This window comes from Paraburkholderia sp. BCC1876 (assembly GCF_902833695.1).
Classification (GTDB): Bacteria; Pseudomonadota; Gammaproteobacteria; order Burkholderiales; family Burkholderiaceae; genus Paraburkholderia.
The window spans coordinates 25,318-50,043 of sequence record NZ_CADFGI010000011.1; the positions used below are offsets into that span (position 1 = coordinate 25,318).

General features: G+C 64.5%; 20 protein-coding genes. 10 read left to right on the top strand and 10 right to left on the bottom strand.

Annotated features, from left to right (window positions below; all coding sequences use genetic code 11):
* Nucleotide 1: 1 nt before the first annotated feature.
* Complete coding sequence (gene mdcA / locus HWY05_RS30510; RefSeq protein WP_035556444.1) at nt 2-1,687, bottom strand: malonate decarboxylase subunit alpha; 1,686 nt, start codon at nt 1,685-1,687, stop codon at nt 2-4.
* 8 nt (nt 1,688-1,695) lie between these two features.
* Nucleotides 1,696-2,469 (bottom strand): GntR family transcriptional regulator, encoded by a 774-nt coding sequence (locus HWY05_RS30515; RefSeq protein WP_035556446.1) that lies wholly within the window; start codon nt 2,467-2,469, stop codon nt 1,696-1,698.
* Between the two features lie 192 nt (nt 2,470-2,661).
* Between HWY05_RS30515 and HWY05_RS30520 the strand changes: the two genes are divergently transcribed.
* Complete coding sequence (locus HWY05_RS30520; protein ID WP_176060778.1) at nt 2,662-3,960, top strand: MFS transporter; 1,299 nt, start codon at nt 2,662-2,664, stop codon at nt 3,958-3,960.
* A 105-nt stretch (nt 3,961-4,065) separates the two neighbouring features.
* On the opposite strand, the gene HWY05_RS30525 is transcribed toward HWY05_RS30520, so the two are convergent.
* Together HWY05_RS30525 and HWY05_RS30530 are read right to left on the bottom strand one after the other, a co-directional pair.
* Nucleotides 4,066-6,204: a TonB-dependent siderophore receptor gene (locus HWY05_RS30525; RefSeq protein WP_176060663.1), complete on the bottom strand. Its 2,139-nt coding sequence runs from the start codon at nt 6,202-6,204 to the stop codon at nt 4,066-4,068.
* A gap of 363 nt (nt 6,205-6,567) precedes the next feature.
* Nucleotides 6,568-7,488: a DMT family transporter gene (locus HWY05_RS30530; RefSeq protein WP_176060664.1), complete on the bottom strand. Its 921-nt coding sequence runs from the start codon at nt 7,486-7,488 to the stop codon at nt 6,568-6,570.
* Between the two features lie 103 nt (nt 7,489-7,591).
* On the opposite strand from HWY05_RS30530, the gene HWY05_RS30535 reads away from it, so the two are divergent.
* Nucleotides 7,592-8,518: a LysR substrate-binding domain-containing protein gene (locus HWY05_RS30535; RefSeq protein WP_176060665.1), complete on the top strand. Its 927-nt coding sequence runs from the start codon at nt 7,592-7,594 to the stop codon at nt 8,516-8,518.
* Here HWY05_RS30535 and HWY05_RS30540 read toward each other — a convergent pair.
* From HWY05_RS30540 to HWY05_RS30565, 6 genes are all read right to left on the bottom strand, one after another.
* Nucleotides 8,515-9,573, bottom strand: coding sequence for an ABC transporter ATP-binding protein (locus HWY05_RS30540; RefSeq protein WP_111933523.1), 1,059 nt, complete (start codon nt 9,571-9,573; stop codon nt 8,515-8,517). The genes HWY05_RS30535 and HWY05_RS30540 overlap by 4 nt on opposite strands.
* Before the next feature lie 47 nt (nt 9,574-9,620).
* Nucleotides 9,621-11,225 (bottom strand): iron ABC transporter permease, encoded by a 1,605-nt coding sequence (locus tag HWY05_RS30545; RefSeq protein ID WP_035556457.1) that lies wholly within the window; start codon nt 11,223-11,225, stop codon nt 9,621-9,623.
* The gene (locus tag HWY05_RS30550; protein WP_035556459.1) at nt 11,226-12,257 is read right to left on the bottom strand and encodes an iron ABC transporter substrate-binding protein; all 1,032 of its coding nucleotides are present in this window, start codon (nt 12,255-12,257) and stop codon (nt 11,226-11,228) included.
* Nucleotides 12,258-12,360: 103 nt separating this feature from the next.
* Entirely contained in the window at nt 12,361-13,761 is a 1,401-nt protein-coding gene (locus HWY05_RS30555) for a Dyp-type peroxidase (protein WP_035556462.1), read from the bottom strand.
* Nucleotides 13,762-13,798: 37 nt separating this feature from the next.
* Nucleotides 13,799-14,938 carry a hypothetical protein gene (locus HWY05_RS30560; protein ID WP_035556464.1) on the bottom strand — a complete coding sequence of 380 codons (1,140 nt, stop codon included), beginning with the start codon at nt 14,936-14,938 and terminating at the stop codon, nt 13,799-13,801.
* A gap of 100 nt (nt 14,939-15,038) precedes the next feature.
* Nucleotides 15,039-16,562 carry a carbohydrate porin gene (locus tag HWY05_RS30565; RefSeq protein ID WP_176060666.1) on the bottom strand — a complete coding sequence of 508 codons (1,524 nt, stop codon included), beginning with the start codon at nt 16,560-16,562 and terminating at the stop codon, nt 15,039-15,041.
* Between the two features lie 409 nt (nt 16,563-16,971).
* On the opposite strand from HWY05_RS30565, the gene HWY05_RS30570 reads away from it, so the two are divergent.
* The 8 genes from HWY05_RS30570 to hutC all read left to right on the top strand — a co-directional run bounded on the left by HWY05_RS30570 (nt 16,972) and on the right by hutC (nt 24,713).
* Entirely contained in the window at nt 16,972-17,808 is an 837-nt protein-coding gene (locus tag HWY05_RS30570; RefSeq protein WP_176060667.1) for an arylamine N-acetyltransferase, read from the top strand.
* Nucleotides 17,809-17,820: 12 nt separating this feature from the next.
* On the top strand, nt 17,821-18,501 hold the full coding sequence (locus HWY05_RS30575) for an isoprenylcysteine carboxylmethyltransferase family protein (protein ID WP_176060668.1): 681 nt from the start codon (nt 17,821-17,823) through the stop codon (nt 18,499-18,501).
* Between the two features lie 333 nt (nt 18,502-18,834).
* Nucleotides 18,835-19,695 carry a transporter substrate-binding domain-containing protein gene (locus HWY05_RS30580; RefSeq protein WP_035556471.1) on the top strand — a complete coding sequence of 287 codons (861 nt, stop codon included), beginning with the start codon at nt 18,835-18,837 and terminating at the stop codon, nt 19,693-19,695.
* A gap of 157 nt (nt 19,696-19,852) precedes the next feature.
* Entirely contained in the window at nt 19,853-20,575 is a 723-nt protein-coding gene (locus HWY05_RS30585) for an ABC transporter permease (protein WP_035556473.1), read from the top strand.
* Nucleotides 20,576-20,589: 14 nt separating this feature from the next.
* A complete protein-coding gene (locus tag HWY05_RS30590; protein WP_035556475.1) occupies nt 20,590-21,345 on the top strand; it encodes an ABC transporter permease subunit in 756 nt (251 codons plus the stop codon).
* Between the two features lie 35 nt (nt 21,346-21,380).
* Nucleotides 21,381-22,172 (top strand): ATP-binding cassette domain-containing protein, encoded by a 792-nt coding sequence (locus HWY05_RS30595; protein WP_035556477.1) that lies wholly within the window; start codon nt 21,381-21,383, stop codon nt 22,170-22,172.
* Between the two features lie 91 nt (nt 22,173-22,263).
* Nucleotides 22,264-23,931: a histidine ammonia-lyase gene (gene hutH, locus HWY05_RS30600; protein ID WP_176060779.1), complete on the top strand. Its 1,668-nt coding sequence runs from the start codon at nt 22,264-22,266 to the stop codon at nt 23,929-23,931.
* A 98-nt stretch (nt 23,932-24,029) separates the two neighbouring features.
* The gene (hutC, locus tag HWY05_RS30605) at nt 24,030-24,713 is read left to right on the top strand and encodes a histidine utilization repressor (protein WP_176060780.1); all 684 of its coding nucleotides are present in this window, start codon (nt 24,030-24,032) and stop codon (nt 24,711-24,713) included.
* The last annotated feature ends 13 nt before the right edge of the window (nt 24,714-24,726 follow it).

The window sequence follows — 24,726 nt, forward strand, 5'->3', positions numbered from 1 at the left end:
CTTACCAGCTCCTGAAGCGTGCCGGCGGCGTGTACAGACCGCCCGACCACGTCACCAGATCGTCGATGCTGCGCGCCGCCAGCAGTGAACGCTTCGCTTCGCCGCGTCGAATGCCGAGGTCCTCCGGATACGCGACGATGCCGCGCCGGCGCAACTCCGCCGTCTTCTCCGGCTTCGCGCGCAGCCCGATGGGCGTAACGCCGGCCACGGCGGCAATCGCCGCGCGCCGCTCGTCGATGCCTTCGGCCTTGTGCAGATGCGCGATACCTTCCTCGGTGACCACATGGCTGACGTCGTCGCCGTAGATCATCACCGGCGCGATCGGCATGCCGCTTTTCGCGCCGACCGCGACCGCGTCGAGTTCATCGACGAAGGTCGGCTCGCCGCCTTTCTTGTACGTCTCGGCCATTTGCACGACGAGCTTCTGCCCGCGCGACACCGGGCCCTGATCTTTCAGCAGCTTGAGCCACGCTTCGCTCGAATGACGCCGGCCGCGCGGATCGTGGCCCATGTTCGGCGCGCCGCCGAAACCGGCCAGACGGCCACGTGTCACGGTGGATGAATTCGCGTCCGCATCGATCTGCAAGGTCGAGCCGATGAACAGGTCGACGCCGTATTGCCCGGCCAGTTGGCACAGCACGCGGTTCGAGCGCAGGCTGCCGTCGTTGCCGGTGAAGAACACGTCGGGACGCGCTTCGATATACGCCTCCATGCCCACTTCGCTGCCGAAGCAATGGATGCTGTCGACCCAGCCCGATTCGATTGCCGGAATCATGGTGGGATGCGGATTGAGCGTCCAGTTGCGGCAGATCTTGCCCTTCAGGCCGAGCGCTTCGCCATACGTGGGCAGCAGCAGTTCGATCGCGGCGGTGTCGAAGCCGATGCCGTGATTCAGCGACGTCACGCCATACGGCTCGTAGATGCCGCGGATCACCATCATCGCGGTCAACACCTGCAGGTCGCCGATATGGCGCGGATCGCGCGTGAACAGCGGCTCGACGGCGAACGGCCGGTCGGCCTGCACGACCACGTCGATCCACGAACCGGGAATGTCGACGCGCGGCAGTTCGTCGACGATCTCGTTGACCTGCACGATCACGATGCCATGCCGGAACGCGGCGGCTTCGGCGATGGTGGGGGTGTCTTCGGTATTCGCGCCGGTGTACAGATTGCCGTGACGGTCGGCCTTTTCCGCGCACAGCAGCGCGACGTGCGGCGTCAGATCCACGAACATGCGCGCGTACAACTCGACGTAGGTGTAGATCGAGCCGATCTCGAGCTGGCCGTCTTCGAGCAGTTGCGCGACCCGCAGACTCTGCGGCCCGGCGAACGAGAAGTCGACCTTGTGCGCGATGCCGCGCTCGAACAGCGTCAGATGCTCAGGGCGCCCAATGCTCGAAATCAGCAGATGCACGTCGTGAATTTTTTGCGGATCGACCTGCGCGAACGAACGCGACAGGAAGTCGGCCTGTTTCTGGTTGTCGCCTTCCAGCGCAACGCGGTCGCCGGGCTGGATCAGCGTTTCGAGGGCATCGACGATGCGGTCGGTGGGCAGTACGCCGTCTTGCAGCCAGGGCGCGATGGCCGCGAGGCGGCGGTTCTTTTCGTCGCGGCGCGTGGTCCACGAGCGTGCGGCAGGCGGCGATGCAGCGGCTGAAGCAGCAGTGATTTCGGCAGGTCGGTTCATCGGCTCAGTCAACTCCCGGTGGCAAGACGCGGGCGTCGGCCGCGCGGCTTGGGTTGATTTGCGAGCGCGGCTTCGGCCTGCGCACGTTCGGTCAGAAAACGGTGAAGCAGGTCGCCGGTGCCGAGCAGATGCGCGACGACCTGTGCCTGCGCGGCGGGAATATCGCGGCGCTGCACGGCGTCGAGCAGGGCGGTGTGCTCATGGTCCGATTCGCCCTTGCGCGACGGCAAGTCCAGCTTCAGCCGCAGATAGCGTTCGCCGCGCCGATGCAACGTGCCGATCATGTCCTCGAGTTGCGGACGGGCGGCAGGCGCATACAGGCTCATATGGAACGCGACGTTGCGCGCCACGTACAGCGCCGGGTCCGGTTCGCGTTCGGCGGCGCGGCACAGCTTCGCGGATTCGCGCAGCGTGGCGGCCGTGTGATGGGGAATCGCGAGACCGATGGCCAGGCTCTCCAGCGCCGAACGGATCTCGTAGATTTCGCGCGCTTCATCCGCCGACAACGGTGCGACCGTCGCGCCTTTGTGCATGGCGGCTTTCGCCCAGCCTTCGGTTTCGAGCAGGCGCAAGGCCTCGCGCACGGGAATTGCGCTGACCGAGAAATGCCGCGCGATTGCGTCCTGCCGCAGCGGCGCGCCAGGCGCCAGCGTGCCGTCGACAATCGCGGCGCGCAGCGCCTCCGCGATCATGCGGGACGTGCTCTCACGGGGCGCCGCCGCCGGTAAAAGCGGGCTGCGCGCGGAGGCGTCCAGGGGAAAACCATCTATTGCGTCGCTCATAATATTGAATATTATATATAAAAAAGCGCGCTTATAGACGGGCAAATCCGGAAAGTTTTTCCCGGCTCGCCGCGCACCGTTCCTCTGTGTTGTATGAGGACAGCGCGGTTCGTTCAAGCCGCCGCGCGTCGTTTCATCGATTCCCTTTATGGACGCCAACCCGTACGTCAACTGCAGGGCCGGAGGAGCATGATGAATTCACTAACCGACCGCACGTCGGTCACGCGGCGGCGCACGCCGCTCAATCGTTCGCAGATCGCCGGGTTTTGGGGCGCGTGGGCAGGCTGGACGCTCGACGGCATGGACTCGTTCATCTACGCGCTCGTGCTGACACCCGCCTTGACCGAGTTGTTGCCGCGTTCCGGATATGCGGCCACGCCGGCGAACGTCGGCCTCGCCGGGTCGATTCTGTTCGCGCTGTTTCTGGTCGGCTGGGGCCTGTCGTTCATCTGGGGGCCGCTGGCGGATCGCTTTGGCCGCACCAAGGTGCTGGCCGGCACGATCTTCACGTTCGCGATCTTTACCGGGCTGGCCGCGACGTCGCATAACGTGTGGGAGCTGGGTATCTACCGCTTTATCGCGGGGGTGGGGATTGGCGGCGAGTGGGCGCTGGCCGGCACCTATGTGGCGGAATCCTGGCCGGAAGACCGCCGCAAGATGGGCGCGGGTTATCTGCAGACGGGGTATTACGCCGGGTTCTTCCTTGCGGCTGCGCTCAACTATACGGTCGGCGTGCACTACGGCTGGCGCGTGATGTTCCTGACCGGCGCGGTGCCGGTGGTGGTCGCGATTCTGGTGTTGCTGCGTGTGAAGGAAACGGACAAGTGGCAGAAGGCCGAAGCCGGCGCGGCGCGTGCGAGGCCGCTGCGCGAAATCATGGGGCCGGCGTATCGGCGTCGTACGTGGGTGGCGTGCATGCTGCTGACGATCGCGATCATCGGTTTGTGGGCCGGCGCGGTGTATGAGCCGTCCGCGGTGATTCAACTGGCGACCAAGGCCGGCATGGCGAAGAACGACGCGATCAGAACCGCTTCGCTCGCCACGGGGCTGCTGTCTATCGCGACGATTCTCGGCTGTCTCGCGTTGCCGCCGATGGCCGAACGGATCGGTCGCAAGAAGACGCTGGCGGTGTACTTCGCGGGGATGGCGATCGCGATCGTCGGCAGTTTCGGCTGGGCCTTCTATCTGCCGAACGGACTTGCGCCGTTTATCGCGTGGCTCTTCGTGCTGGGTTTCTTCGGCGGTAATTTTGCGCTGTTCAGCTTGTGGCTGCCGGAGCAATTCGAAACCCGTGTGCGGGCTACAGCGTTCGCGTTCTGCACGTCGTTCGGGCGTTTTGTCGGGGCCGGGGTCAACTTTCTGCTCGGCGCAGCGGTGCTGCATATGCATACGCTCGGCCTGCCGGTGGCGTTGACGGCGCTTGCATTTGTGATCGGGCTGTTCATCATTCCGTTCGCGCCGGAGACGAAGGGGGAGGTGTTGCCGCAGTGATCGCCTGCCGCTTCCACTACGACGATTAAACAAAAAAACCAGCGCCTCTCCCGAAGCGCTGGTTTTTTCATTCTCACCCTCGGCGCGCCCAGCGCGCCGACCCCCTTACATCTTCCACCTCACCGACGCCGTCAGCGTGCGCGGTGCGCCCGGCATGTTGTACATATCCGCATTGCCGTGCGCCGCGATGAAGTACTTGCGGTCGAACAGGTTATCCAGCGTCAACGCGACGTCGACGTTCTTGCCGTGATAACCCGCGCCGAGATCGAAGGTCACGAACGACGGCAACGTCACCGCGTCGCTAGCCGACGTATAACGCGCCGACTGGAATTGCGCGCCCCCCGCCGCATAGAAGCCGTACTTCAGATCGCGCTTGATCCACACGCTCGCGCTGTGACGCGGCATCAGTCCCGGCGTGTTCTGGTTCAGTAGCAGCCCGGCCGAACTCGCTTGCGGCGAGCCATCCACATTGCCGTTCAGGTACGCGTAGCCTGCGTAGACGGACCACTTCGGCGCGATTTCGCCTGTCATCGACAGTTCCAGGCCGCGTGTGTGCTGCGTGCCAATCGGCAGCGCGTAGGTCGGGTTGGCCGGATCGGCGATCTGCTGATTGGTCTGCTTCATATCGAACAGCGCGACGCTCGCGCTCGCGCGGCCCAGGTCGAATTTCGAGCCGACTTCGAAGGCGGTGGTCTTTTGCGGCGCCAGCGCCGAACCGTTCGCGAACGCGCCGCTGCTGATCAGCGTATCGGCGAGCGGCGAGAACGACTGGCTATACGACGCGTACAGCGACACCCAGTCGAGCGGCTCGTAAATCAAACCGACGCGCGGACTCCACGCGCGATCCGTACGGTCCAGATTGACGTGCGCCGACGTGTAGTCGTTGCGCGTCTGCGTCAGATAGTCGAAGCGCAGGCCGGCGAGAATCTTCCAGTGCTCGGTCAGCGAGATCAGGTCCTGCGCGTAGACGCCGGCCAGCCCCAACACCGTCGCCGCATTCGTCTTGGCCGGCACGCCCGGCGTCACGCCCGGCAGATTCACCAACTGCGGGTTGTACAGGTTGTAGGTCGCGACCTTGGTGGTCGAGTAGATGGTGTCGAACTTCTGCTGTTGCGAGAGCTCGACGCCATACAGCAGCTCGTGCTTCATGCCGAACAGCGTGGTTTTCTGCGTCAACTCGAACAGACCGTCCACGCCGTGATCCTGACGGAAGCGGGTACTCTGATCGAGCGTCACGACCGGATTCAGCGCGGTCTTGATCGGCTCATACGTGACGTAGTTTTTGCGTTCGAGCGAAAAGTCGTACGCGCGTACGGCGGTGTGCAGCGACAACGAATCGTTGAAGCGATGATCGAGCGACGCGGTCGCGCTCTTCGCATCGACATCGTTATACGACGTGTTCGCCGCATTCGACGAGCCGTAATACGTGTTGATCGGCACGTTGACCGGGCGGCCGAGATAGGCCGGCAAGCCCTGATCCGACGTGCGGCGATCGTGCAGATAGTCGGCTTCGAGATTGAGGGTTGTGTCTTTATCGATCCGGAATTGCACCGACGGCGCCACGGCCTGACGATTCAACTGGAACTGGTCGCGAAAGCTGTTCGAGTTCTCGGCCGCGCCCGTGATGCGAAAACGCGCGGCGTCGTTCGCATTCCAGCCGAGATCGAATTCACCGCGCCGTTCGCCTTCGGTGCCGAGCGTCACGCCGACCGACTGCTCGGGATTCGCGCCCGGTTTCTTCAACACGCGATTGATCAGGCCGCCGGCCGAGCCGCGTCCATAGAGCACGGCGGCCGGTCCCTTCAACACGTCGATGCGTTCCACGTTCGACAGATCGCGGTAGTAGAGCGCATCGTCGCGAATACCGTCGACGTATTGATCGGTGATGTTGTTGAAGCCGCGCAACGTGATCTGGTCGCGCTGGCCGTCGCCGACGGAAAAGCCGATGCCCGGTACGTTGCGCAACGCGTCCTGCAACGAGGTCGCGTTCTGCTCGTCGAGCAGCGCGCGCGGCACGACGTTGACGGTTTGCGGCACGTCCATCAGCGACATGTTCATCTTCGTCGCGGTGTTCGACGTGCTGCTGTCGTACGAGCGATCGGCGGCGGCCTTGACGGCGATCGCGGGCAACGTGTTGTCGGCCGGCCCGGCGACGGGTGCGGCTTCCTGAGCCAGCAAAGGCCGGGCGCTGGCAAGCGAGGTAGCGAGCAGCAGCGCGCGGTAAGTTTTCTTTTTGACGTTCATGAAGACGTTCTTGGCGTGTGGATCGGTGGAGTTATCGATTTGGGGTACAGCAAAAGCGCACGCATAAGCGCGCGCGCACGGCAAAGCAGCCCGTCGTGTGGTCGGTCAATTAAAACGAAGGTGGTGAATTCCCCTGAAGCGATCGGATGAGTTCGAAATTGAAACGGCCGGGGCGCCGTGCGTCAGCGCACGAAGGGTGCGGACGTGACATCGGCTGCCTCGGAATGGCATGTCGATGTGGGGTTGGGAGATACAGCAGAACCCGGATCAGTGTCCGTGTCCGGCTTGTAATATCCTGAAATTATAAACGAGAACGATTCTCGACTGTGCTAATTGAATGGAAAAACACAGGTTTTTGTAATTTCAATCCGCATGGCGCCGCGCTCGCGCGCCGGGCCGCAGCAACGTCAGCAGCGGCCAGCCGAGATTAACCCCCAGACTCGCGACGACGATCAACACCATGCCCGCGAGTTGCGGCATCGACAGCGCGCGTCCGTAGACGACCGCATCGACCACGATCGCGGTCAGCGGATAGACGAACAGCAGCACGGCGATGATCGGCGTGGTCAGCTTCGGCAGCGCGCCGTAGATCAGCACGTACGAGAGCCCCGTATGCAGCACGCCCATGCCCACCAGCCAGAACCATTGCATCGGACCGATATGCACAGCGGTGAGCGGCGCGATAAACGGCAGGCACACCACGCCGACCGCGCACTGCGCGAGCGTCAGCAGATGCGGGCGCAACTCGCCGAGTCCTTTGGCGATCAACGTGACGCTCGCATAGAGCACGGAGCCCGCGAGCGCCTCGCCGATCCCGATCAGATAGCTCGTATGGCCTTGCAGATTCTCCGTGGCCGCCACGCCCGACGCGAGCACGAGTCCGACGAAAGCCGTCGCGATCCAGCCGAGCCGGTCGATGCCGAGACGCTCGTTGAACAGCGCGGCGCCGATCAGCACGACCCAGAACGGCTGCACGTGAAACACCACGGTCGCGACCGCAATGCTGGTGCGATGGATCGCGTCGAAGAAGCCGACCCACTGCGTGACCATCAGCACGCCGGAGATCAGCGCCAGCGCGACGGTGCGACGCGTGAAATGCGCGCGCGTGAAATAGCCTTTCCACGCGCAATACGCGGCGAGCGACAGAAAGCCGAACAGGCAGCGAAAGAACACCAGGGTCAGCGCACCGAGCCGCGCTTCCTCGACGAAGACACCGATCGTGCCCATCAGAAGCCCGCCGCTGGCGAGCGTAATGGCGCCTTGTTGACGTTGGGTGAGGGGCATGCGAAGGGGTCTCCATGAGTTGATGCCGTCAAGTATTGCGCGGCTTGCATGGCACCGACAAACGAATTAAATTGAGCAATTCCATAAGCTGGATTGATAAATCATGCATCCCGAATTCGACGTCGATTTGCTGCGCAGTTTTATCGCGGTGGTGGAAACGGGCAGTTTCACGAAGGCGTCGGCGACGGTGCACCGTTCGCAGGCGGCCGTCAGCATGCAGATCAAGCGCCTCGAAACCATGCTCGGCACCACGCTGTTCGCCCGCAACACGCGCAATCTGTCGCTGACGCGGCCCGGCAATACGCTGCTCGAATACGCGCGGCGCGTGCTGGCTTTGCATGAGGAGGCGTGGTCGGCGATCGTGCGGCCCGAGGTGAGCGGGCGCGTGGTGCTCGGCGCGCCGGACGACTATGTGTCGTCGCTGCTGTCGCCGGTGTTGCGGCGCTTTTCGACGCTGTATCCGCATGTGGAGATCGAAATTGTCTGCGCGCAGAGCACGTCGCTCGCGCCGATGCTGGCGGACAACAAGATCGATCTCGCGTTCGTCACGCGCGACCGCAAACTGCGCGGCGAATTCGTGCGCAGCGAGCCGATGGTGTGGGTGGGGGCGTCGGTGGATACGCCGGTGCTGGCGGCGTCGCCGTTACCGGTGGGGCTGTACGAGCCCGGCTGTGTGGCGCGGCAGCATACGCTGGCCGCGCTCGACGGCGCGCGAATCCGCTATCGCGCGGCGTTCAGCAGCGCGAGTTTGATGGGGCTGGTGGCGACCGTGGATGCGGGTTTGTCGGTGATCGCGGTCACGCGTTGCAGCGTGCCGTCGCGGCTGGCGATTCTCGGGGAAGCGCAAGGCTTGCCGAAGATCGCGCCGCTGGAAATCGTGGTGGCCCGCAGCGCCAAATCGGATCGGCCGACCTGCGATTATCTGGCCGCGCAGATGATGCAGGATTTGTCGCTGGGGTCACAGACGCAATCGCCGGCGCCGAACCCTTCGCAGTCGCGCTCGAAGGGTTCGACCGCGGCGCAGGCTTAAGCGCGCGGGTAGGCCGTCACTTCGCCGTCCACCGACAGCCGCACGCGTTCGCCCGGTTGCGGCGACAGGTAGCCCGGCACGCGGGCGCGCACCATGGTTCGCGTGCCGGACTGCATTTGCAGCGCAACACCGGCGTCCTGCCCCTGGAACGTCACTTCGGTGACGATAGCGTCGTAAGCCCGGGTGTCGTTGACCAGCCGATCTTCGTCGCGAAACAGGCGGATCTGCTCGGGCCGCACCATCACGTCCACGGCGCCCTGGCCGATCGGCGTGGACAACGGCAGATCGCCGAGTTCGCAACTCACCCGATCCTGCGTGACCGTGCCCGGCAGCAATACCGCTTCGCCGACAAACGAAGCCAGCTCGCGCGTGACCGGCAGCCGGTACAAGGTCTGCGGCGTCGCCGTCTGAATCAGGCGACCGTTCCACAGCACCGCGACCTCGTGGCCCAGCGACAAAGCCTCGGATTGATCGTGCGTGACCAGCACCGCCGTGGCGCCGGTCGCGGCCAGCGCGCTCGCCACCGCCTGGCGGGTTTCGAGCCGCAACGCAGCGTCGAGCGAGGAAAACGGTTCGTCGAGCATCACCAACGTAGGCGACGGCGCGAGCGCGCGGGCCAGCGCGACGCGCTGCTGCTGACCGCCCGACAACTGCTGCGGCGCACGCGTGCCGAAGTCCGCCGGCAAGCCGACCAGTTCCAGCAACTCGGCCACGCGATGACGCGCGCGCCGCTGCGTACGCGGCAAGCCGAACACGATGTTGTCCGCCACCGACAGATGCGGAAACAGCGCGCCTTCCTGCGGCACATAACCAATGCGGCGCTGTTCCGACGGCACATGCAGGTTATCGCCGACCACGCTGCGGCCGTCGATTTCGACGCTGCCGCCATCCGCGCGTTCGAAGCCGCACAACAGACGCAGCAGCGTGGTCTTGCCGCTGCCGGACGGGCCCAGCAGCGCGAGCAGGGTGCCGCGCTCGACCGAGAGATCGATGCCGTGCAGCACCGGGTGACCGTCGAACGATTTTTGCAGTCCGCGGATACGAAGTTCGCTCATGAAAATCCGATGATTAAAGCAGGTAGAGCATGGGCATCAGCATGGAATCAGCCGCGTTCGCCGAGCAGCGCCGATTTGCCGAGCAGCGCGAACAGCAGGCCCGACGCGAACAGCGAAATGCCGGTGAGCAGCGCAGCATAAGGCGCGGCGGCGGCGAACGCCATGGTCGACGTGTCGGCCCAGACCTGGGTGGCGAGCGTCTGCGTGTCGAGGGGGGAGAGCAACAGCGTTGCGTTCAGCTCGGTGACGACCGAAATGAACACCATCGACGCGGCGGCCCCGAGTCCCGGACCCGCCAACGGCAGCACCACGCGGAACAGCGTCTGCGACCAGTTCAGGCCGAGCGCACGCGCGGTTTCTTCGAGGCGCGGCTGTGCCTGCATGAAGGCGGCGCGCACGCTGACCAGCGCGACCGGCATGAACAGCATTGCGTAGGCGACCACCAGCAGCGTTGCGCTTTGATAGAGCGGCTGCAGCGCATGCACCGCGAGCGACACGATCGCCAGCGCGATCACCAGGCCCGGCACGCCTTGCGCGAGAAACACGGTGCGCTCGAACAGCGTTGCGAAACGGGTCGGGTAGCGCACCAGCAGGAACGCGAGCGGGATCACCAGCAAGGTGGTCAGCGCGGCCGCGGCGAGGCCGAAGCCGACCGACGACAAGGTTGCGTTGAACAGCAGTTCGGGCGACACGTCGGCCGGTGTGACGGCCGCTGCACCCGGCTGCGTGAGCCAGTAGCCGATCATGCCGAGCGGCACGCCGAGCGTGGTCATCGTCAGCAGCGCAAAGCCGGCGACGACGATCCAGCGCCACGCGCCGAGGTCGTAGCGCAGCACCGCGCGACGTGTGCCGCGATCGACGCGTTCATAACGCGCCGCGCCGCGCACACGAAACTCGAACGCGAGCACGATCAGGCAGATCACGATCAGCAGGCAGGCGAGCAGCGAGGCGCCGCCGCCGTCGAAACTGGTGCGGAATTCCGCGTAGATCTGTGTTGTGAAGGTGTGAAAGCGCAGCAGCGTGAACGCGCCGAATTCCGACAGCACGCCGAGCGCCACCAGCAGCATGCCGCCAAGTAGCGCCGGCCGCAGTTGCGGCAGCACCACCCGCACGAAGCTGCTCCAGCGGCTGCAGCCGAGCGCGCGCGCGCTTTCTTCGAGCGCCGGGTCCATGCTGCGCAGCGCGGCGGCCACCGGCAGATAGACGAGCGGGAAATATCCACAGGTCAATACCAGCAGCGCACCGTTGAAGTCCTGCAAATCCTGGCTCAACGACACCCATGCATAGCTCGAGATGAACGCGGGCATGGCGAGCGGCGCGGCGGTGAGCACGGCCCACACGCGACGGCCAGGCACATGCGTGCGCTCGACGAACCACGCGGCCGCCGTGCCGAGCACCGCGGACACCAGCGTGGTCGAGACGGTGATCAGCACGGTGTTGACCAGCAGTTCGCCGACCAGCGGGCGGAAGATCAGATCGACCGCTTCACCCGCGCCGAAGCTCGCGGCGCGCCAGAACGTAAACGCAATCGGCAGCAGAACCAGCAAAGCGCTGATTGCTGCTGCCGCGAACAAACCGCGCGGCGCGCGCGAACGGGCGCGCGCCGTGACGGTAGATACAGCCGGTGGACCGGCTGACAAGGCTTCACTCATTTACAGCAGGCCTGCCTGACGCAACAGTTTGCCGGCCTGGCTGTCGTCGCCGAGCTGCTCGATGGTCAGCGCCGGCGGCTTCAGTTCGGTGAACGGCTTGAGGATCGGGTCCGACGCGACACCTGCGCGCAGCGGATATTCGAACATCACGTGGCTATTCGCCATCAGTTGTTGCGCGCGATCGCTGACCAGATACGCGAGGAACTTCTGTGCGCCGTCCGCGTTGTGCGCGGACTTCAACACCGCCGCGCCCGACACGTTCACCGCTGCACCGGCGTCGCCGTTGCTGAAGTGATAGATCGCGCTGCGGGTCTTGCCGTCGCCGATTTCAGCGTGCAGGCGAGCCCAGTAGTAGTTGTTGATCAGACCGGTCGCGACACCGCCGCGATTGACGGCGGCCACCACGCCTTCGTCGTCGTCGAAAAGTTGCGCGTTGGCTTTCAGGCCCTTGAGCCATTGCACGGTTTGCGCTTCACCCTTCAGCGCGAGCACGGCGCTCACCAGCGGCAGGAAGTCGCCGTCGCTCGGTGCGATACCGACCTTGCCTTTCCATTCCGGCTTGGCGAGATCGAACAGCGATTGCGGCAGTTGCGACGGTTGCAGCTTGGTGGTGTTGTAAGCCAGCACGTTTTCACGCGCGGTGACCGCAACCCATGAGCCTGTGGGCGAGCTGAAGCGTGCCGGCACGGTGGCGAGCGTGGCGCTGTCCACCTTGTTCAGCAGGCCCTTCTCTTCGAGCAGCATCAGCTCGGGCGAGTTTTCCGTGAAGTACACGTCGGCCGGCGTGGCCGGGCCTTCCGCGAGGATCTGCGCGGCCATGGCCGGGCCTTCGCCGTTGCGGATCTTGACCGAGATGCCCGACTGTTTTTCGAAGTCTTTGGCGAGCAGGTTGACGACCTGTTCGTGCTGCGCGTTATAGACCGTGATCGACGCAGCTTGCGCCGCCGAAGGCACCGTCGCGAAAGCCGCGAGCGTGAGCGCTGCTGCGCTGCTGATAAGGCGCACGCGGGTGCCAAACCATGATTGAGCCATGATCCTGTGTTCCGTTGGTGATGTTGTTGTTGATCTTTCGATGCGTCGCTTGCTTGTTCGCCGTGCCGGCGGTCCGCCGGCACGGCATGCTACCCGGCCTTTATTACGCCTCGAACAGCCCGGCGCCGATATACGAACCCGGCTTCGCGCCCGGCGGCACCGCGAACACCGCGCTGCCTACGTGGGTCGTGAACTGGTTCATCATGTCGAACTTGGCGAGCCTGTCGTTGATCGGAATGAAGCCCTTACGCGGGTCGCTCTGGTGAGCGACAAAAATCAGCCCCGCGTCGTACTCCGTTTCCTGACGCCATGGCGGCCAGCGCTCGATGTAGAAATCCGTGCTGTCGTTGTACGAATACGAGCGGCGCAGAATCTGCGCACCGTTGTTGCTGGCCTGATTCGACAGACGCACGTGCGAGTTCTCCGGAATCACCGGATTGCCGTCCTTGTCTTCTTCCTTCAGGTCGACCGCGTCGAACTCGCTCTTCTTGCCGATCGGCGCACCGCTGTACTTGTGACGGCCGAACACCTGTTCCTGGAAGTCCACCTCGGTGTTGTCCCAGTGTTCCAGCGTGATACGGATTCGTCGCACGACGGTGTAAGTGCCGCCTTCCATCCACGGCGCGTCCGCGGTGGCGCCGGCCCACACGAACTCGTTCATCAACTGCGGCTTTGCGGTGGACGGGTTGTTGGTGCCGTCCTTGAAGCCCATCAGATTGCGCGGCGTCTGACCGCGCGGACCCGACAGGAAACCCGCCTGACCCCAACGCATGGCGGCGGTGCCGTACGCGAGGCGCGCCAATTGGCGGACCGCGTGAAACGCGACCTGCTGATCGTTCGCGCACGCCTGGATGAACAGGTCGCCGCCGGTTTTCTGCTCGATCAGTTGATCGCCGTTGAAACGCGGCAGATCGACGAGCGCGGCGGGGCGGCGCGCGGCGAGGCCGTAGCGGTCCTTGCCGTCTTTCGTGAACAGGCCCGGGCCGAAGCCGAACGTGATCGTCAGGCCGCAAGGGCCGAGACCGAGCACGTCGCCGGAATCGGGCGCGGCTTTCGCGTTGACCGGGCTGTAGGCGCTGCCGTCGTCTTTAGCGCCGGATTTGCCGTTGGACGCGCTGTTGGCCGTGTTTTCGACCATGCCGTCGGCCTGCGCGGCTTTGGCCGTCGAGGTGGTCGACAGCGGGGCGGCCGTGTTGCCTTGCGTCAAACGCGCGGCTGCGTCGGTCCAGGCGCGCAGCAGCGCGATCACGTCGTCGCGTTTCTCGGTCGTCAGATCGAGCGCGGCGACGTACGTGTGACTCTGCTGCGCCGTGACGACGCCGCCCTGATGCAAACCGTAAAACGGCTCGACGGCCAGTTGCGGATCGGCGCTGTGCGCCGGTGTTCTGGCGAGCGCGGCCTGAGCGACCTGCGCCGCACCGAGACTCGCGCCGGCGGCGACCGCGGCGCCGCCCGCCTTCAGAAATCCGCGCCGTGAGGGCCGCGGGGGTTGATCGTGTGCCATGGCTACTTCACCTTCATTACGCTGTGGGGTGTTTTGCTTACTTCGCGAGAACCAGCGTGTTCACGTCGTCCTGCACGTAGTAGAAACCGTCGCCTTCGGGCGTCAACGCGAGACCGAACAGGTCGCCGTTGCCCGGGGGCGATTGTGCCTTGTCCGTGTCGATCCAGCGAGCGTAAATCTGCTTGCCGGTGGCCGGGTCGATCTCGACGATCTGACCGTTCAGCGCGTTCGTGACCAGCAGGTGGCCGTTAGGCGCGGTGAGCATCGCGAGCGGGCGGTGCAGCAGGCCGTCGGCGGTCAGTTGGCGGCCCACGCCGGCGCTGGTGTCGCGCGTCATCGGTTCGTCGATTTCCGTCACGCGGTTGCCGATCGCGTCGGACACGTACAGCAGTTTCTGGTCGCCCGAGAGCGCGAGGCCAGTCGGACCGACGAGGAACACGCCCTTGTCCGCCTGCGCGCCGAAGCCGCTGCCCACCACGGTTTCCTTCTTCACGACCGGCGGTTTGTCGGCCGGCACGTCGAGGTCCAGACGCAACACGGTGGCCTGCTTGAACACCGGCGGTTCGCCCGCCGCGCTACCCACGCCGAAGCCGGCGTTGCTGACGAACAGCGTGGCGGTCGAGCCGTTGTCGACGACCGCCATGTTGCCCCACGGGTCGTTGATGTTCGGGCTCGTGATGGTCGAGGCGACCTTGCCCTGCGGATCGATCACGATCAGGCAGCCGGCGCCCTTGGTGCCGGTGGTGCCGTCATTGCTCGGCGTGCTGCCGACGATCACGTAGCCGGACTTCAGCATGGTCATCGCCGTGGACAGGCCGATGCCGCCGGGGCACGCCTTCAGATCGCGCGGCACCGTCGCGAACACCGTCATCTCTTTGGTGTCCGGATGGTAGTTGATGATCGTGCTGCCGGTGCCTTGCAGGTTGGTCGAGTTGTTGAAGTTGCCCACCAGCACGTCGCCCTTCTTGACGGTGCCGACGCTGACCGGCGCGACCACGACCGCGTACGGGTTCTGGTCGCCGTTGCCCGGCACGGTGTTGATCAGCGTGGTGTGGTGCTTGATGGTTTCCAGGAAACCTTGCGGCTCGGCATAGGCGCCGGCGGCGGTTGTCAGAGCGGCGGCGGCGATCAGGGCCCGCGCGGCGCGCGGCGAGAACTTGCGCGTGGGTTGGTTCATGATTGGATCTCCGTGCGGGCGCACAAAGCGTTGATTGCGGTCATGATCGAAAGCATGGGATTCGATTTGTCGGTAGCGTGTAAGTTAGGCGAGCGCGGCATCAGAACGTGATGTTGGTCCGCACGCCGATGACGAACGTGTTGCGCAGCGGCTGCGTCGGGTCGCTCGGATTCTGGCCGGCGCCGGCGTTGAACGTGTATTGTGCATCCGCCTGCAGTTGCCACCACGGATTGACCTGATACTGATAGGTGGCTTCGAGCGTGGTTTCGCTGGTGCGCACGCCGTACGGGCCGCCGCTGAACGCCTGACTGTCCTGATCGAGACCGTTCACGTGGTTGCCGATCTTGATGTACGTCAGCGCGATGCCGGCGCTGTCGTTGTCGCGGCCGGCGAACGGTGCCTTCAGCACGACACCCAGGTTCGCGGCCACGCTGACCAGATTGCGGTCACCGGGCGCGCCCATCACGCGGGCAAACACGTTCAGGCTGCGCGGTTCGTCCGGATCCGGGCGCCAGATCATCTGGTCGGCGACCGCGTAGAAGCTGTAGTCGCCATGATGATTCTGGGCGATGCCGCTGGAGGCCGGATTCGCGAGCGACAGACCGGTGTTGTCGAAACGCTGGTCGGCGAAGCTCTGGTTGTTGTACCAGAGGCCGAGCTTGTAGGTACCCGGCAAGCCGCCGCCGCCCGCGCCGACCATTTCGCCGTCAGACGGCTGGTTGATCGCGTACTGCAACTCGCCGATGAACAGCGTGCCGTTGTGCAGGTTGAAGTTGGTGCCGCTCTTGTTGTTCGGGCTATTGCCGAGCGGGTCGCCGTCGAAGACACCGGCGAGCGCCGTCAACGAAGGCGTGATCTGGCCGCGCACGCGCACGCCGAGATCGGCCAGCGGATAAGCCGGGCCGCCCGACGGCATGTCGTACGAAGGCAGCGCGGGCCAGCCGAACATCGTGTTGACGAACAGCGCCGAGTTCGTGCTGGTGATGAATTCCTGGTCGATACTTTGCTGACCGATCTTCACGTCGATACGCTTGTTCAGGAACGACTGCTGATACCACAACTCCCACAGGCGGGTGGTGTCCTGCGCTTCGATACCGCTCGCCGTGTTCAGCGTGCCGAGCTTGTTGGCGCTCAGATTGGCGCCGTGAATCTGCAGCGCGCTCACGTTGAACAGACCGCCCGGCAGACCGAAGGCCTTCTGCGTATCCATCTGCACGGTGGCGGTCGTCAGGCCGTCGTAGTCCGCGCCTTTCGAGAGACCGCCGCGCACGTTGGCCAGCACTTCGCTGGTTTCCGTGAGCTGCAGGGTCACGCCGTATTTGCCGAGCCACGGACGCAGACCGCCGATATCGCCGAGCAGCGTCGCGCGATTCCAGACACCCGTCCACTGATTGGTCTGGGTGGCCTGAATGTTCAGGTCGGCCTCAGGGGCTTCCGGGGTCGCGTCGGGATTGGTTTCAGCCATGGCAACGCCGGCTGTCATCGAGGCCCAGGCCAATGCCGTGAAGAGCGCGGCGCGCCGCAAGGAGGGCAGACGCGAGCGGCTGATAACGCCGGCACGCCTGGCGGAATCGCGAAGCGGACGCGCTTGAACAGCGGGTCCGTTGAGTTGGGCGAACTTCATCGAAATCCTTGTTTGTGTTGTATCGACTGAATTGATCACCGCGGTATGACGTTGCTGTCACGACTGCGATTTGCTGTGACGGGTCGCGACGCCGGGCACAGCAGATGGCGAGATCGTACGCATGCGAAATGGGTGCGTCAACACAAATGAGAACGATTCGCATCAATATTACTGACATGTAACTTTGATCTTTACGGACTGCTATTAATGGCTATTTGCGCGTAATGAAAAGAGAATTAAAACGTAATTAAAACGTAGGGTTGTGGTCTTATCGAATGCGTTTGCAATAACACAGGTCGGCGTGCTTAAGCGTTGCGATTGCTCAACCGTTATGATCTTTTTCCGAAGCCGCCTCGCGGCACAAAATCGATCAGCGTTCAGCGCCTCAGACCTAACCGGGACCATGCCGATGTCAAACACCGTGAATCTGGACCATTACTTCACCCGTATCGGCTACGACGGCCCGCGCGCGGCCACGCTGGAGGTGCTGCAGGCGCTGCACCGGCTGCATCCGCGCGCCATTCCGTTCGAGAACCTGAATCCGTTCACGCGCCGCGCGGTGAAGCTCGACCTCGAATCGGTCGAGCGCAAACTCGTCACGAATCATCGCGGCGGTTACTGCTTCGAGCAGAACGCGCTGCTCGCGAACGTGCTCATGCAACTGGGCTTCAAGGTCACGCCGCTGCTCGCCCGCGTACTGTGGGGCCGTGAGTCCGACGAGGTGCCGCCGCGCACCCATATGGTTCTGCGGATCGACCTCGAGAACGAGGCGTGGATCGTCGACGTCGGTTTCGGCAGCGTTACGCTGACCGCGCCGTTGCGTCTCGCCGCGGGCCTCGCGCAGCGCACGCCGCTGGGCACGTTCCGCCTCGCCGATGCCGCGCACAACGCGCTTTACCTCGACGTGCAGGCGCGCGACGAAAGCTGGACGCGCGTCTATCGCTTCGATCTGCACGCGGTCGAGTGGGTCGACTATGAAACCTCGAACTGGTACACGTCGACGGCGCCGGAATCGATTTTTGCCACCACGCTGATTGTTTGCCGCGTGCTCGACGACACCCGGCTCACGCTGCGCAACGACCAGTTGAACGAACGCGGCGCCGACGGCGAGATCGTCAGCGAACGGCAACTCGCCAGCGCGGACGAACTCGCGGCCTGCCTGCGCGATCAGTTCGGCCTGAATACCGGCGACATCGATCTCGTCGAGGTGTTCAACCGTGTGCACACACCGGCGCACAGCGCTTAGACACTGGCCCGCATGATCACGCGTCTCCTTCTGCAAACGACGCTCTGGCTCGCCGCCATGGGCGTGCTGCTGTTCGGCGCGGCCGGCACGCTCGCGTGGCCCGCTGCGTGGTGGTATCTGATCGAGACGGGCGCGCTGAGTCTGTGGGTCGGGCTGTGGCTTGCGCGGCACGATCCGGGGCTGCTGGCCGAACGGCTCGCGCCGATCGTGCAGGCGCAACAAAGCCGTTGGGACCGTGTGTTCATGGTGAGCGTGTCGCTGGTGTGGTGCGCGTGGCTGGTCCTGATGGGCGTCGACGCCGTGCGCCTGCATTGGTCGCCGCCGGTACCGGTGGCGCTCGTGAGTCTCGGGTCGCTGTGCATCGTCGTTTGTCTGGTGATGTGCCGCGCCGTGTTTCGCGCTAACAGCTATGCCGCGCCCGTCGTGAAGATCCAGGCGAGTCGTGGCCACAAGGTGATCGACAGCGGTCCCTATGCGTACGTGCGTCATCCGATGTACGCCGCCGCGCTGTTTCTGTTCGTCGGCACGCCCTTGCTGCTCGGCTCGTGGTGGGGACTTGCCTGCGTGCCGATCATGGTGCTCGGCATCGGCTGGCGCGCGGTACGTGAAGAGCGCCTGCTGAACGCCGAACTCGACGGTTATCCCGCCTACACCTCCCGCGTTAAATACCGCTTCGTACCGCGCATCTGGTAGCGCTGGCTCGTGAGTCGTCGCTCGATGCGTGAGGTCAGGCGCGGCTCACGCGCGTGTCCGCATCTCCCACCTTGGTTCATCACGCACCAACCTGTCTAGACAAAGCGCACCACGCTGACGCGCGCATTCCATGCGTCACGACGCTTCTGTAATCAACGTTCCGTCTCGCAGAACCCCGCCAGAAGGCATTGGTAGGGGCTTACCCGATGATCTGCGGATTTTCCCGCCGAACCCCTTGCGACGGCTTTTTGACTCATGCAGACTTGTCTATACAAATTCAGCGATGGTTAGAACATCCAGTTCGACGGTTTCCTCAATCAAAGGAGTTTCGACGTGAAAGTGAAGCACACGACGTTAGCAAAAGCATTGATGGGCGCCGTGCTCGGCGCGGCGACAATTTTCGCGGCACCGGTGCAGGCTAAAGACTGGAAGACCGTGACCATCGCGCTGGAAGGCGGTTACGCGCCGTGGAACCTGACCTTGCCGGGCGGCAAGCTGGGCGGCTTCGAACCGGAGCTGGTCGCGAATTTGTGCGAGCGCATCAAGCTGCAATGCAACCTCGTGGCGCAAGACTGGGACGGCATGATTCCGGGTCTGCAAGCGGGCAAGTTCGACGTGTTGATGGACGCGATTTCGATCACGCCGGAACGTGAAAAGATCATTGCCTTCTCGAAGCCGTACGCCGCCACGCCGGCCACCTTCGCGGTGGCCGACGCGAAGGTGCTGCCCAAGGCAGCGCCGGGCGCGGGCGTGGTCAAACTGTCGGGCGATCCGAAAACCGATCAGCCGACCGTCGACGCACTGCGCAAGCAACTGAAGGGTAAGACCATCGGCATCCAGTCGGGCACGGTCTACACCAAGTTCATCAACGACGGCTTCAAGGACGTCGCCACGATCCGCGTCTACAAGACCTCGCCCGAGCGCGATCTGGATCTGGCCAACGGCCGCATCGACGCGTCGTTCGACGACGTGACGTACTACGCCGCCAACATCGACAAGAAAGAAACCGCGTCGATCGTGATGGCCGGTCCGAAGATCGGCGGCCCGATCTGGGGTCCGGGCGAAGGCCTCGCGTTCCGCAAACAGGACGCCGATCTGAAAGCGAAGTTCGACACCGCGATCAGCGCGGCGCTCGCCGACGGCACCGTCAAGAAGCTCTCCGCCAAGTGGTTCAAGACCGACGTCACGCCTTGATTCGCTGAGCGCTCAGTGAGTCCCGCCGGTCTTGCATCGCGGAAGTGATGCAAGGTCCTTCGAAGGGATTCTCCGAGTACGGCCTGCGCGGCGTGTGTGACCCACGCGCCGCGCACGTCCACGGATTCGATCCGACGTCATGGATGAGGGGTAGGGAATGGCACTGATACAGATGCTCGGCTTCGGGCCGGATGGCTGGGGCGGCGTGATATTGCTCGCGGCCTTGATGACGGTCGCGCTGACGCTCGCCGCGCTCGCGGTCGGCGCCGTATTCGGCGGCCTGATCGCGACGGCCAAGCTGTCGCGGTTTCGCACGTTGCGCGTGATCGGCGATATCTACACCACGGTGTTTCGCGGCGTGCCCGAACTGCTCGTGATCTATCTGTTCTATTTCGGCGGCTCCACGCTGGTGACGACCATCGGCCAGTGGTTCGGCGCGGACGGCTTCGTCGGCGTGCCGCCGTTCGTGATCGGCGCGCTCGCGGTCGGCATGATTTCCGGCGCGTACCAGGCCGAGGTGTACCGCGCGGCGGTGCTCGCCGTGTCGCGTGGCGAACTCGAAGCCGCGCGCTCGATCGGCATGCCGACGCTGACCATGGCGCGCCGCATTCTGATTCCGCAAGTGCTGCGTTTCGCGCTGCCGGGCATCGGCAATGTCTGGCAACTGAGCCTCAAGGATTCGGCGCTGATCTCCGTCACGGGACTCGCCGAATTGCTGCGCACCAGCCAGGTGGCGGCGGGCTCCACCCATCAGTACTTCACGTTCTTCGTGGTGGGCGGCGCGCTGTACCTGGTCATGACCAGCATCTCGAACCGGGTTTTCAACCGCGCCGAAGCGCGCGTGGGCCGGTCCTTCAAGCGCAACTTCGCGCGCAACTGACGAGGACGGTCATCATGCATTTCGATTTCGACTTCCTGTTCGACACGCTCAAGCAACTGCTGGCCGCCGTGCCGACCACGCTCGGGCTGTTCTTCTGTTCGCTGATTCTGGGCGGCCTGCTGTCGCTCGTGATCGTCACGATGCGGGTGTCGCCGCACTGGCTGCCGAACCGTTTCGCGCGCGCTTATATCCTCGTGTTTCGCGGTTCGCCGCTGCTGATCCAGATGTTCCTCGTGTACTACGGCATGGGTCAGTTCGGCGTGATCCGCGAGAGCTTTTTGTGGCCGGTGCTGCGCGAGCCTTACCTGTGCGCCGTTTTATCGCTGGCTTTGTGTACGGCCGGCTATACCGCTGAAATCATTCGCGGCGGATTGATAGCCGTGCCGGTCGGACAGATCGAGGCGGGCTATTCGATCGGTCTGTCGGGCTTCGCGCTGTTGCGCCGCGTGATCGGGCCGATCGCGTTGCGCCAGTGTCTGCCGGCGTATTCGACCGAAGCCGTGCTGCTCGTCAAATCGACCGCGCTCGCGAGCCTCGTGACCGTGTGGGAAGTGACCGGCGTCGCGCAGCAGATCATCCAGCAAACCTATCGCACGACCGAAGTATTCATCTGCGCCGCGCTGATCTATCTGTTCCTGAACTTCGTCATCGTGCGCCTGCTCGGCATGCTGGAGACGCGTCTGTCGCGCCATCTGCGCGCCGCGCCCGCGCAAGCCGCGCCGAATCGCGCGGTGTCCGCGAAATCCGAAGCACGTCGCGCCGCGTCCTGAGCGGCCGGCCATCCCGAATGAATCTGGAGAATTCCATGAACGCTACGGCTCCCGTCGCACTGTCGGTCAAGAACATTCATAAGTCGTTCGGCGAGCACCACGTGCTCAAAGGCATTTCGCTCGACGCGCATCAGGGCGACGTGATCTCGATTCTCGGCGCGAGCGGCTCGGGCAAGAGCACGTTTCTGCGCTGCCTGAACCTGCTCGAAACGCCCGACGACGGATCGGTCGCGCTGGGCGGCGAAGAGTTGAAAATGAAGCGTCGCGGCGACGGCAAGCTGCAACCGAGCGACCGCCGCCAGGTGGACCGCGTGCGGTCGCAACTCGGCATGGTGTTTCAGAACTTCAACCTGTGGTCGCATATGACCGTGCTGGAGAATCTGATCGAAGGGCCGATGCGCGTGCAAAAGCGCAGCCGCGCGGAATCGGTCGAAGAGGCCGAAGCGTTGCTCGCAAAAGTCGGCCTCGCGGAAAAACGCGGCCACTATCCGGCGCATCTGTCGGGCGGTCAGCAGCAGCGTGTGGCGATTGCGCGCGCGTTGGCCATGCATCCGAAAGTGATGCTGTTCGACGAACCGACTTCGGCGCTCGATCCGGAACTGGTGGGCGAAGTGTTGCGCGTGATGCGTTCGCTCGCGGAAGAAGGCCGCACCATGCTGGTCGTCACGCACGAAATGGGTTTCGCGCGCCACGTATCGAATCGCGTGATGTTCCTGCATCAAGGCCAGGTGGAAGCCGACGGCACGCCTGACGAAGTGTTCGTCGAGTGCAAGTCGGATCGCTTCCGGCAATTCGTGTCGAGCCATCAGGACCGCACTACCAATTGAGCCGCATTGACGGGCGGCGTCGCCCGGTTGCGTGAGCATGCTGTATTCGCCCGGCCGCGTCGCCGGGCTCACCACTGAGCAGAGCACTACCATGGCCGTGATCCGTTCCGATCGTCCTCTCGACTGGGCTCAGGTGGCGGCTGTCGCCGCCGGCGAACCGCTCGAACTTGCCACCGGCGCCCGCGCGCGCATCGCCGCGGCGCGCGTGCTCGTCGAGCAGATCGTCGCGCGCGGCATTCGCGCGTATGGCGTGAACACGGGTGTGGGCGCGTTGTGCGACGTGATCGTCTCGCCGGCCGAACAGCGCAGCCTGTCGCGCAACATTCTGATGAGCCACGCGGTCGGCGTCGGCGCGCCGCTCGGTGTCGCCGAGACACGCGCGATCATGGCCGCGGCCGTCAACAACTTCGCGCATGGGCACTCCGGCATTCGCCTCGAAGTGGCGGATCAACTGGTGGCCCTGCTCAATGCCGATTGTTTGCCGGAAGTGCCGGCGTTCGGCTCGGTCGGTTATCTGAGTCATATGGCGCATATCGCGCTCGTTTGCATTGGTGAAGGACACGTGCGCTATCGCGGCGAACGGCTCACGGGACGCGACGCGTTGCAGCGGCTCGGGCTCGAACCGCTGGTGCTCGAAGCGAAAGAAGGCTTGAGTCTCGTCAACGGCACGCCGTGCGTCGCGGGTCTGGCCGCGTTGGCGCTGGCGCGCGCGGCGCGTCTGCTCGACTGGACCGATCTGGTCGCCGCGATGAGCTTCGAGAATCTGCGCGGCCAACTCGCCGCGTTCGATGAAGATTCGCTCGCCTTGCGCATTTCGCCGGGTTTGAACCAGGTCGGCGAACGGATGCGCATCGCGCTCGCCGACAGCGGCATTCTGGCGGCGGTGGTCGGCCAGCGCACCCAGGACCCGTTGAGCATGCGGACCATTCCGCACGTGCACGGCGCCGCGCGCGACGTGCTCGCCGCGACCGCCGACGTGGTCAATCGCGAGCTCGCTTCGATTACCGATAACCCGATCGTCGCCGGGACACCGGACGCGCCGCGCGTCTATTCGCAGGCGCATGCGGTGGGTGCGTCGATCGCGCTGGCCATGGACAGCCTCGCCACCGCGATCGCGCAAGTCGCGGCCATGGCCGAGCGGCGCCTCGACCGCCTCGTCAATCCGCTGGTGAGCGGCTTGCCGGCGTTTCTCGCGCAGCCGGGCGGCTCGTGTTCCGGCTTCATGATCGCGCAGTACACGGCGGCTTCGCTGGTCGCGCAGAACCGGCGTCTGGCATTGCCGGCGAGTCTCGACGGCGGCATCACCTCGGGCTTGCAGGAAGATCACCTGTGCCACGCCACGCCGGCCGCGCTGAAGGCGCTGGAAATCGTCGACAACGCCGGGCGCATCGTCGCGATCGAATTGCTGGCGGCCGCGCAAGCGTACGACCTGCAAAGCATCGACGCGCCGCGCGCGCCGCACACCGAGGCGCTATGGCAACGCGTGCGGCGCGTCGTGCCGACCTATCGCGACGACCGGCCGCTCGCGCACGACATGAGCGTTGCGTTTCGCCTGATCGCCGATCAGACGCCGCCACCGCTGCCGAACCCGGGTAACATTGGGCCTCGGCCGGTCACGTCGGCGGAGGGCGCGAATCTGGTTGCGCCTGCAACCGTCACGAGTCTGGCGGCGGCGGGCAAGGTGCGCGCCGCCGCGAACGTTGCGAACGTCCCGCTCATGTCGCTCGACAACGGGCACGGCGGGGCGCGTACGGCTTGATCAACCCGCGTACCACCCACGAGGTCGCAGTGAACACAACGATAAACGCGCAACCCGCAGAGACGCAGGAACGCTGTCAGGAGACGCCGGCGAAGGCCATGCCCGCGTATGAACAGATCAAGCGCTACGTGATCCGGCGCATTAGCGAAGGCGACTGGAAACCGGGCGGCCTGATTCCGTCCGAAACCGAACTCGTCAAGGAATTCGGCGTGGCGCGCATGACGGTCTCGCGCGCGCTGCGCGAACTGACCACCGAACGCGTGCTGACGCGCGTGCAAGGTTCCGGCACTTTCGTCGCGCCGCAGCGCTACGAGTCGACCGTGCTGGAGATCCGCAATATCGCCGACGAAATCGCCGCACGCGGGCATCGTCATTCGGCGCGCGTGCTGACGCTCGAACCGAGCGACGACCCGGAGGCGCTCGAAGCGCTCGGCCTCGCCGGCGGCCCCGCATTTCATTCGTGCATCGTGCACAGCGAAGAGGGCGAACCGATCCAGTACGAGGACCGCTACGTCAACCCGAAGGTGTTCCCCGAGTACCTGCAACAGGACTTCACGGTCGAGACGCCGAATCACTACATGGTGCGGCTCGCGCCGATCCAGCGCGCGGAATTCCGCATCTATGCGCAGAAGCCCGACGCGTACGTGCGCCGTCATCTGATGATGGATATCGGCGAGCCGTGTTTGCAGCTATGGCGACGGACGTGGGTGGGTGACCATGTCGCGACGTCGGTGCAGTTGTGGCACCCGGCGTCGCGTTTTCATCTGGCGGGGAACGTGTAGCGCGCTTGGGGCG